Genomic DNA, 11433 nt, shown 5'->3' with positions numbered 1-11433 from the left:
CCTTTTGCCGCCTTCGGCGCCGCTGCGATGACCGCGAGCGCTCGTTTTATGGCGATTTGAGGGGGACTTGCAGGAAACGCGCCAGCTCCGCGAGCGCTGCGTCGGGTGCGCCGTAAGGCATGAAAAAAGGGATGAATCCAGCAGCGGATTCATCCCTTTCATTGCGGTGCATCAACAGATCGAGTGATCAGCCGAACATGGCGAACCCATCAACCGTCGCCGGCAGGTCGTAGACCTGGCCGTCGGCAGTCTGCAGGTGCTCGATGTTGTTGAACCCGGCGTACCATCCCGCCAGTTTCACGCCGTTGTCCGGCACACCGCTGCTGCCGTCGTTGGCGCTGTGCAGGTAGGCGTCATCGCCGATGCGGGTGACGTTCAACTGGCTGGCGTTGGTGATGGTGTTGAGGATCAGGGTGTCGTTGAGATCCCAGCCCTCGTCCTGAATCGATACCAGCCCGGTGCTGTTCACGATGTAGATATCGTCACCCATACCGCCCAGTGCGGTGCCGCCAGTACCGGACTGCCCCGGAAGATTGAGGTTCAGCACGTCGTTGCCGCTGCCACCTGACAACAGATAACTGTTGCCGGTGCCGGTGAGCACGTCATGACCGTCATCACCAAGGGCACTGCCGTTGTGGACCGTGATGGTGTCATTGCCTCCGTCGCCGTGGGCCACTGTACCCAGGTCATTCACAGCGCTGACGATGACGTCATCACCCGAACCGCCAGACAGTGTATCGGCCTGCGCGACATCACCGTCGAGACCGGATTTCAGTCCGCCGTAAAGGTGATCGTTGCCATCGTTGCCATTGATCACATCGTCGCCGTTGCCACCTTCCAGGATCGCGTCCTCGCGGCCGGCATCCATCACATCGTTGAAACGACTGCCTTGCAGACCTTCTACGTCGTAATACATATCCCCTTCGGCCGTACCGTTCTGGCCAATCCTCGACAGGTTGACCACCACACCCGTATCGCTGTCGTCATAGCTGACGATGTCCGTTCCCGCGCCGCCGACGAACACATCCCGTCCGGCGCCACCGTAGAACAGGTCATCGCCGCTGCCGCCGAAGATGTAGTTGTCGGAATCATTGCCATAACCGGTGAAATCGGCTGTACCGGTGTAGGTCATTTTCTCGATGAACGGGTCCATCTTCATGACCGACAGGCTGGTGTACAGCTCGTCAAACCCCATGCCTGAGTCTGTCTCGACGATGGTCACACCCTCGCTGTTGATCGTATAGACGTCACTGCCCCAGCCACCTTCGAAGGTCACGCCGCCCGAGTTGGCAGTGAAGTGATCGTCCAGGTTAGTCCCGACAACCTTTTCCACATTGATCAAGGTGTCGCCCTCGGCGTAGCCGCCAGAACCGAAGCCCTCGCCATCACGAAACTCGATGCTGACCGCGTCGTTGGAACGGCTGTAATCGACGGCGTCAAAGCCATCGGCACCGTCCATGACCATTGCGCTTGCGCCGGCGAAGATCACATCGTTGAAATTCGAACCCCGCACGGCCTCGATGCTCGAGTAGGTATCGCCGAATGCAATGCCGGTGGCGCCCCACATGCTCGAGAGCTCGATACTGACGCCTTCAAGGCTGTCGGTATAGCTGACTGTGTCGAAGCCCTCACCGCCAATGAACTGATCGCCACCGTCGCCACCCCACAGCACGTCATTGCCTGCACCGGCGACAATCACGTTCGCCTCGGCATTGCCGTAGCCCTTGAAGTCGCCGGTGCCGGTGAAGATCATTTTGTCCAGGAACGGATCCATCCTCTGGGTGTTGACGCTGGTGCGCAGCTCGTCGTAACCGCCGCGTTCCGCTTCGACGATGGTCACACCTTCGCTACCGACGATGTACACGTCATCGCCGTTATCACCTTCCAGCGTGATACCGCTGACCGAACTGACCAAGGTGTCATTGTCAAAGCTGCCGATGACTTTTTCGATGCCGACCAGGGTATCGACGGAGCCGTCCACCTTGGTGACAGTGGCCAGCCCCTCTCGGAAATCGACGCTGACGCCGTTCGGCATCATCTGATAACTCACTGAATCGAACCCCTCCCCGCCATCCAGCAGATCGGACCCCGTGGTACCCCAGATCTGATCATCCGACTCCAGTCCGTAGAGTTCGTCATTGCCTTCATTGCCGCCCATGACATCGGCTTCACTCGTTCCATAAATCACTGACATTTGCTTCTTCCTTGCTTGGTTGAAACCAGGTTGGTCCTTCAGCTGCCAAGCGCACACCTGCGGCCGCATTGCGATTGCAGGTGTGCGATTCAGTGGTCAGCCAAACATCGCGAATGCATCACTGTTGGCCGGCAGATTGATGGTCTGATTATCGGCCGTCACGATCTGCTCGATAGTGTCGGAACCGGCAAACCAATCCTTCAGGCGCACGCCCTCATCCGGCGTCTGTCCGGCTGAAACGCTGTAACGGTGCAGGTAGAGGTCGTCACCGACACGGTCGACTTGCAGTTCCGAAGCGCGAATGTACGACAGCACAATCTTGTCGCCACGGCTGGTACCGTCGTCCTGAATGTTGACCAATGCCGAAGTGTCGATGGTGTAGATATCGTCACCTTCACCACCGAAGGCCGAACCGACGGACTGCAATACCAGATTATCCTTGCCCACGCCGCCAAACAGCGAGAAGCCCAGGCCGGTACCGATCAGCTTGTCATTGCCTTCACCACCATCAGCGATGCCATGAGTTACGGTGATGGTGTCATCGCCCGCTTCGCCATACGCACGGCTGCCAGTGTCGTTGGATGCGGTGAGAATCGTGTCGTTGTCATTGCCGCCATAGAGTGCATCAGCCTCAGCCCCTACATTGGGTGCCGAACTGGCTAACGGCCCGGCCAGGGAAACCAGGCCTCCATAAATGAAGTCGGCCCCGTCGCCGCCATAAATCACGTCGTTGCCTGTGCTGCCCTCAAGAAAATCGACTGCCGAACTTCCGGTCAGCGTATCGTCGAATTGGCTGCCGATCACTCGCTCGATATTGAGCAGCACATCACCTTGAGCATCGGCGCCTTCGTTGACGTTGGTCTGCAGATTGATGTTCACAGCGGCCTTGCTGTTGATGTACCAGGCAGTGTCATGCCCTTCACGCCCATCGATCAGGTCCGCACCGGAGCCACCAATGAAGTTGTCACCGAATGCGGTTCCGGACAGGGTGTCGTTGAAGCTGCTGCCCTGGAAAAACTCGATTCCGGTGTAGGTATCGCCGGCCGCGTCACCCGCATTGACCTTAGTTTTCAAATCAATGGTCACGGCGCTGTCGGATTGTTCATAGCTGACCATGTCCGCACCTACTAACCCGTCAAAAGCCATGGCCGCGCCGTCGGCGATGAAAATGTCACCGGCTATCGTGCCGGTCAAAGCCTCGATACTGGTGTAGGTATCCCCTGCTGCAATCCCTGTGTGAACCCCGGTTTTCAGGTTGATGGTGACGCCAATAGTCGTGTCGCCGTAGCCGACAGTGTCAAAACCGGCACCACCGATGAACCGGTCGGCACCCGCGCCGCCATACAGGATGTCGTTGCCATTGCCCCCTGTAATGATGTTGTCGATGGCGTTGCCCCAACCGGTGAATGACCCGGTGCCGGTATAGGTCAGACGCTCGACGTTGGCGCCCAGGTAGATCTGGCCGAAGTTGCTGCGTACTTCATCGTTACCGCCACCCGCCTGTTCGATGACCGTGCCGCCACTGCCGTTGAGAACGTAGACATCATCCCCCGCTCCCCCCTCGAACGTCGCAGTGGCCGAATCGAGATTGAAGGTGTCGTTGAACGCCGTGCCGATCACCTTTTCAATGCCGCTCAGGGTGTCACCCTGAGCGTCGCCGCCAATGCCCGCGAGACCGACAGCATTAGCTCGGATATCGACATTGATCGCCTCGACAGACGTCGAGTAATCCACCACGTCAGCCGTTCCCGCACCGCCGTCAAATGCAAACACCCGACTGTCGGCGATGAAGGTATCGTTGAAGCCCGAGCCGAGGATTCGCTCAATGCCGGTGTAGGTATCGCCCGCTGCGATGCCGCTGTTGACACCGGTTTTCAAATTGATGCTGACGCCAACAGTACTGTCGCCGTAGCTGGCGGTATCTATGCCGGCGCCACCAATAAATTGATCGGCACCTGCGCCGCCATACAACAGGTCGTTGCCGGCACCACCGGTAATAATGTTGTCGCTGGCATTGCCCCAGCCGATGAATGAAGCGTTGCCGGTATAGGTCAGACGCTCGACGTTGGCGCCCAGGTAGATCTGGCCGAAGTTGCTGCGTACTTCATCGTTACCGCCACCCGCCTGTTCGATGACCGTGCCGCCACTGCTGTTGAGAACGTAGACATCATCCCCCGCTCCCCCCTCGAACGTCGCAGTGGCCGAATCGAGATTGAAGGTGTCGTTGAACGCCGTGCCGATCACCTTTTCAATGCCGCTCAGGGTGTCACCCTGAGCGTCGCCGCCAATGCCCGCGAGACCGACAGCATTAGCTCGGATATCGACATTGATCGCCTCGACAGACGTCGAGTAATCCACCACGTCAGCCGTTCCCGCACCGCCGTCAAATGCAAACACCCGACTGTCGGCGATGAAGGTATCGTTGAAGCCCGAGCCGAGGATTCGCTCAATGCCGGTGTAGGTATCGCCCGCCGCGATGCCACTGTTGACCCCGGTCTTGAAATTCAAGGTGACACCGACAGTGCTGTCGGCATAGCCAGCCGTGTCGATACCCCCACCACCGATGAACTGGTCGGCACCCGCGCCGCCATACAGGGTGTCATTGCCAATGCCCCCCGTAATGACGTTGTCGCTGGCGTTGCCCCAACCGGTGAATGCCGCGTTACCGGTATAGGTCAGGCGCTCGACGTTGGCGCTCAGGTAAATCTGGGCGAAGTTGCTGCGTACTTCATCGTTACCGCCACCCGTCTGTTCGATGACCGTGCCGCCACTGCCGTTGAGAACGTAGACATCATCCCCCGCTCCACCCTCGAACGTCGCAGTGGCCGAATCGAGATTGAAGGTGTCGTTGAACGCCGTGCCGATCACCTTTTCAATGCCGAACAGGGTGTCACCCTGAGCGTCGCCGCCAATGCCCGCGAGACCGACAGCGTTATAGCGGATGTCGACATTGATCGCCTCGGTGGATGTCGAGTAATCCACCACATCCGCCACTCCGGCGCCGCCGTCAAAGGCGAATACCCGGCTATCGGCGACGAATGTATCGTTGCCGTTCGAGCCGAGGATTCGTTCAATGCCGGTGTAGGTATCCCCCGCCGCGATCCCGGAATTGACGCCGGTTTTCAGGTTGATGCTGACACCGACAGTGCTATCGGTATAGCCGACCGTGTCGATACCGGCACCACCGATAAACTGATCAGCACCCGCGCCGCCATACAGGAAGTCGTTGCCAACGCCTCCTGTAATGACGTTGTCGCTGGCATTGCCCCAACCGGTGAATGAACCGGTTCCGGTATAGGTCAGACGCTCGACGTTGGCGCTCAGGTAAATCTGGGCGAAGTTGCTGCGTACTTCATCGTTACCGCCACTCGACTGTTCGATAACCGTGCCGCCACTGCCGTTGAGAACGTAGACATCATCCCCCGCTCCGCCCTCGAACGTCGCGGTGGCCGTATCGAGATTGAAGGTGTCGTTGAACGCCGTGCCGATCACCTTTTCAATGCCGCTCAGGGTGTCACCCTGAGCGTCGCCGCCGATGCCCGCAAGACCGACAGCATTAGAGCGGATGTCGACGTTGATCCCATCAGCCGATGTGGAATAGTCCACCGTATCAGTCCCGGTACCGCCATCGATCTTGTCTGCTCCGGCACTTCCCCTGATCAGATCATTGCCGGCCAGGCCATTGATTTCATCATCCCCACTGGTACCGGTCAGCGTATCCGCGCCGTTTGTTCCGTTTATAACTGCCATTACTTCTTCCTTGCCTTGTTATGAACCGGCCCCTGCTTGCGTGGCGATCATCCCCCGCCAAGCACATTGATAAATCGAGAATACGTTGATATCGACAGGGAAAAACCAAAGCTTTAATCCGCGCGCAAATCCGTCGGCATTTAACGCTGACACGCATTTCACGGACAAAAAAAAGCGACCTTCAGGTCGCCTTTTTCCGGTAGCCGAACGCAGATCAATCCGCCAGCCAGCCATACTCCCAATACCGCAGGTTATCGCCACGCAACACGTAGTCACGCAGCACTACCTCACGCAACTCATCACCCATGCGGTAACTGGCATCCGGATCGGCCAGGTGCATCCGGATCGCTTGCAGCCACTCGTCCGTGCTGTTGGTCTTGATCCGGGTACACGGCAGATAACCACGATAGGCCTCGGTGTCGGTGCAGATCACCGGATAGCCGCAGGCACCGTACTCCAACAGCCGCAAGTTGCTTTTGCAGTCATTGAACACGTGGAATTCCAGCGGCGCGAGGGCCAGGTCCAGGTTCAGGCTGGCCAGCTTCGCCGGGTAGACCTCCAGATCGATCACGCCGTGGAACTCATGCATGTACGGCAGCAGATCGTCCGGACACATGCCGAAGAAAACCCAGTCGACTTCGTTGGCCAGTTCGCGCACCACATCGGCGATCACCGCCAGATCACCGTGGTGACTGGTCCCGCCGCCCCAACCGACCCGGGGTTTCTTCGAGGTGCGGCGTTGACTGCGCAAGTGGCTCCACAAGTCCTTGGACAGCATGTTCGGTACGACACGAATGTCGTGGTGCATGTCGGACAGCACGTTAGCCAGAGGCTGGGTCGATACGACCACACGATCACACAGACCGATGGCACGTCGCACCATACGCTCCATGTCCTGCTTGCTCGGCATGTTGCGGATGTGCGCATTGCGATGGGGAACGTCGATGACGTAGTCATCGAGCTCGAAGATGCGCCGCGCATTGAAGTATTTTTTCAGAGGCGGGATTTCATCGATGGCGTGTTCCGAATAGCGCCCCTGCAGCACGATCACATCAGGCGACTGGCGCTCGATATCAATGATCGACGGCAAACCGTAGCAAATGCGCCCTTCGACTCTGTTAGCCGCCTGTAACTCGATCATCGGCTGACTCATGCGGTAATGACCGATGGCCGAGGCGTTGATCGGCACCACCAGCACATTCGGCAACTGCGCTTTGAAAAAGGCACTCCAACCGGTTCGCAGGCCAGGCTCAAGACTGAAGTTGGTGGCACCGACCCCCTGCAGAGTCAGGTTAGTGTTGTAGGCCGGATCGCGGGCGATGGTTGGCAACCAGCGCTGGTAGAAGGTTTCCCTTTCCTCGGCGAACAGCGCTTCGTCTTCAGTCGTCGCCGCGGCGCTCGGGCGTGCGCCCACTGCGAGCATGGCGTGGGGATTCAATACCACCAGGTAGCCTTCGCGGCCGACCCGCAAACACAGATCCACGACGTTCAACGTCTGCTTCAGATCCTGTTCGTCGAGCCCACCGGCAACCTCGAAGACCGACTTGCGAATCATCAGGCAATCGCCGCCAACCGCGCTCAGGTCATGCACCGCTTGCAGGCGGAACATGTACCCGTCCGACTGCACGGGCTGGCCATAGAACGGCAGACCGACCGGGCCGTTCAAACCGAGAATCAGCCCCGCGTGCAGCACACCACCGTCCGGGTTGAACAGCTTCGCACCGACTACGCCGACTTCCGGGCGTTGCGCATGATTGAGCAGTTCGTCGAGCCAGTCGGCCTGAGTGATCACCGCAAAAGCATTGAGCAGCAACACATACTCGCCACGCGCATGGCTGACCGCAAAGTTGTGCGCGGCCGCCGCATTACCCTTTTGCGCATAGCTCAGCACACGAATTCGCTCGCTGCCCAGTTGCGCCATGCCGTCCAGCCACACCCGCGCCTCGGCGCTTTCGCTGCCGTTGTCGACCAACAGTAATTCGTACTCGGTGTAAGCGGTCTTTTCCAGCAGCGTTTCAACACAGCGCTGCAATGCAGCCGTCTGGTCTTGAGTGACAATCACCACCGACACCAGCGGGCGTCGCGCATGCTGATAATCCACGCGGTTGAGCAGTTCGCTGCCGCCACGGCGGATGTCATGGGCAATCCCCAGGCGTTGCAGATGCGCTTCGAGAATCCGCGGGCTTTGCGCCACGACACCGGGCTCGGTCAGCCACTGGGAGAGGTCAAATTTGGACTCGAGCAACACTTCGGCGATGTGTCCCACGACGTGCAAGCCGTCGTTCTCGACCATCCGCCACAGCGCATCATGCGGTGCCAGTTCGGCAAACGTCGGCGCAAAGCCGCCGAGCGCCAGAAACCGCTCGCGCTTGAATGCCAGGGCGCGCCCGACATAGGGATAACTGCGCATCAGGTCGAGGTTGAAATCCGGTTTGAACGCAGGCTCTGCCGACTCGCCGCTGCGCAGGCTGCCTTCGTCGCTGTACAGACATGTCAGGGTTGGGGTGTGCGCGATCCGGTCGGCCATGACCAGCAACGCCGGCGCCACCAGGCGATCGCCTGGCTGCAACAGATAGAACCAGTCGGCCCCTTCGAGTTGCGGCAGCAACGTATTGATCTGCTCCAGCCCGTCATCCTGCAACGGCATGTGGAACACGCGCCCATCAAGGCGCGCCTCGGTACACGAAGCGGACAGGACCAGGATCAGCTCTGGCGGATAATCCTGCGCGGCGAGCGCCTCCAATGTGCGCTCCAGGCCATCGCGACTGCCCTGCCGGTCAATGATGATCGGCACGATGCGCGGCTGGCAGGGCCAATTGGCAAGCGTTTCCGGCAACCAGTGGCGTTGCTGCTCGGTGAGCATCCGGCATGCCAGCCACTGCGCGTACAGTTCGCCGAAGCTGAAGCTGTTGACGCCGACTCCCCACTCCTGACGGCTCTGCTTGGTACCCAGGGTTCGACTCAGGGGCAACTCTTGCCAGACCCGGGGCAACTCATCAGCGCGGGACAACGGAACATAACGCACCCATCCCGGCGCAGGCGCCGATTCACCGCTGCGCGCCTTGAGCATTTGCGAAATCCACTCGCGCTCGACTTGCGCAGCATCCTTCATCGGTTGCTGTGCACTCAGACGCTCCGGGTAGAGGCGTTCGGCACTGAGTACGCTGTTGGACACCGCCAGATTGCCGCGCCGCAGCAGGCAGACATACAGGGCAAAATCCAGCGTTGCGACGAAGCAGGCGCCATCCTCGGTCAATGCTGGCAACAGCTCGACGACGTCGGCACGACGCATCAGCGCATTGCTGAATCCACCGAGCACGTTGACCGGGAATTTTTCAAAGATGCCCAGTACGTCGTCGCCCTTGAGCAAGCCACTGACTGGCGACAACGGCGTGTTTTCGATGCGCGCCGGCAGAATGATGTCGTTTGCGTCCCAGAGCAGCCGTTGCGCCACCACCAGGCTGACTTCTGCACGCTGCATCTCATGGGCCTGCTGCTCGATGCAGGCGGAATAGAGCAGATCGTCATCGCACAGAAATTTGATGTACTCGCCCTGCGCCTGCTCGAGACAAGCCTTGAGGTTGTCGACCAGTCCCAGCGTCCGTGGATTGCGCACGTAGCGTACGGCCACACCCGTCTGTTCGGTCACAGACGCTGTGATGGCTTCGATCTCGCTGCCGCGACTGTCGTCGCACACAATGATTTCGAGTTGGCCATAAGTCTGGCTCACCGCACTGTTCAAGGTCCGCTCGAAGAAGCGCGGATTGAAGGCGGGAATGACCAGACTGACGAGAAGAAGTGGATTCACGGCGGACTCACAGGCGGTACGAGCCCGCTCGGTAAAGCGAGCCCATGAAACCGCAAAAAAACATTAACTGAGGGACGAGACAAACGGGCGCCGGGGCGCCCGTCCAACGTCAGATCTTGTTGAACAGACCCAACTGACTGATCTTGCTGAACGCCAGTTGCGAGGCTTGCAACATGGTCTGCTGCAACGTCAGGCGGGTCATCACCTCGGCCGGATCCGAATCACGGATCGAACCCTGGGTCGTGGTGTTGGCCTGGATCAGGCTCTGGTTGGTGGTAGTCTGGTCATCCAGCGACTGGCCGCGAGCACCGATCGAGGTCACCGCAGCGCCAATCTGGTTGGACGCGCTGTCGATGTTGCCCAGCGCCGCCTCCATGGCCCCCTGGAATTTCTGTTTGACCACCGGATCACCGTCGACCGGCAGGTTCAGCGCCGTGACCATCTGGCCCAGGGTGTCGAGCACGTTCTGGGTCTGATGGTTGTTGGACTGGATCGAGAACTGATCGCCCGCGCCCGGCGTACCGCCAATGGCGAAGGTCACACCGGCAGCCGTGGCGTTGCCACCAACCATGGTGCCCGACGACACCGGCTTGCTGTCAGCGGTCACCGGTGCCGCGTACAGGTCGAAATCGGTGGCACTGGTGAACTTCAGCACCGCGCCGCCGCCCGACGGGAACGCCGCGCTGTACGCCGCCTGGTTGGTCACGCTGGAGCCGGTGATGACCGCCGTCGACGGGTTGCCCGGGCTGCGCGCGGTAGTGAACGAATCAGGCGTGGCCGACAGCTGGAAGCTGTGACCGGCGATGACCGCATCCGGGTTGGTGTCGCCGGCCTTGAGGTTGATGTTCAACTTCATGTCGACGCCACGGAAGCTGACGGTCTGGTTGGCACCATTGCTGTTGCTGATCAGGCCGTTCTGGCTGGCCTCGGACGTCACGTCGTTGCCCAGGGCATCGGTGATTTTCAACTGCGTGCTGCTGATGAAATCCACGGTGTATGGCTGGCCCGCCGTGAACTTGGCGTTGTAGGTCGCTGCGGTGCCGACCGTACCGTTGGACAGCACCACACGACCGTCATCCAGCGCCGGAGCGGTCATGCTGGTCTGGGTGCGGCTGGTGTTGATGGTCTGCTGGAAGGCGTCCCAACCGGTGGTATTGGTCGCGACCGACATACCGTCGCCAATGCCCAGGTTGATCTGGGTCTGGTCACCGTTATAGGTGTAGGTGCCGTCGACGTTTTGCGAGTACGGCGCGGTATCGGTCTTGGAACCGGAGAACAGGTAGTTGCCGTTGGCATCCTTGGAGTTCATCAGGCCCAGCACTTGTTGCTGGATCTGGCTCAGTTCCGCCGCGTACGCCTTGCGGTTGTCGTCGGTGGCGATACCGTTGTTGGCGGCCAGGCCGATTTCCTTGGCGCGCTGCAGAGCCGTGGTGATGGAGTTCAACGTCGACTCCTGCACGGTCAGCGAGCTCTTGGTGGTGTCGATGTTGCCCTGATACTGGTCGAGCATCGCACTTTGCTGACCCAGCTTGAGCAGGCGACCGGCGCCGATCGGATCGTCGGCAGCGGTGTTGATGCGCTGCAGGCTGCTCGCTTCGTTGGCGGTCGCGACCGTCTTGCTGTAGTTGCGCTGATATTGAGCAGCTTGCGTCGCGTAATACTGGGCGGTGGAAATGCGCAT

General features: G+C 59.7%; 4 protein-coding genes. All 4 read right to left on the bottom strand.

The window, feature by feature from the left end; all coding sequences use genetic code 11:
• Positions 1–187: 187 nt before the first annotated feature.
• Complete coding sequence (locus M0808_RS05825) at positions 188–2194, bottom strand: calcium-binding protein (protein ID WP_247840265.1); 2007 nt, start codon at positions 2192–2194, stop codon at positions 188–190.
• Positions 2195–2290: 96 nt separating this feature from the next.
• On the bottom strand, positions 2291–5944 hold the full coding sequence (locus tag M0808_RS05820; protein ID WP_247840264.1) for a calcium-binding protein: 3654 nt from the start codon (positions 5942–5944) through the stop codon (positions 2291–2293).
• Between the two features lie 214 nt (positions 5945–6158).
• Positions 6159–9752 (bottom strand): glycosyltransferase, encoded by a 3594-nt coding sequence (locus tag M0808_RS05815; RefSeq protein WP_247840262.1) that lies wholly within the window; start codon positions 9750–9752, stop codon positions 6159–6161.
• Between the two features lie 109 nt (positions 9753–9861).
• Complete coding sequence (locus tag M0808_RS05810; protein ID WP_247840260.1) at positions 9862–11433, bottom strand: flagellar hook-associated protein 3; 1572 nt, start codon at positions 11431–11433, stop codon at positions 9862–9864.

This window comes from Pseudomonas sp. MWU12-3103b (assembly GCF_023100615.1).
Lineage (GTDB): Bacteria > Pseudomonadota > Gammaproteobacteria > Pseudomonadales > Pseudomonadaceae > Aquipseudomonas > Aquipseudomonas putida_A.
The sequence above is the reverse complement of the archived record's forward strand: the minus strand, read 5'-3'. Positions and strand labels throughout refer to the sequence as shown.

Excerpts from the sequence above, each read along its gene's own strand:
- M0808_RS05825 (WP_247840265.1), bottom strand. The coding sequence starts at position 2,194 with ATGTCAGTGATTTATGGAACGAGTGAAGCCGATGTCATGGGCGGCAAT.
- M0808_RS05820 (WP_247840264.1), bottom strand. The coding sequence starts at position 5,944 with ATGGCAGTTATAAACGGAACAAACGGCGCGGATACGCTGACCGGTACC.
- M0808_RS05810 (WP_247840260.1), bottom strand. The coding sequence starts at position 11,433 with ATGCGCATTTCCACCGCCCAGTATTACGCGACGCAAGCTGCTCAATAT.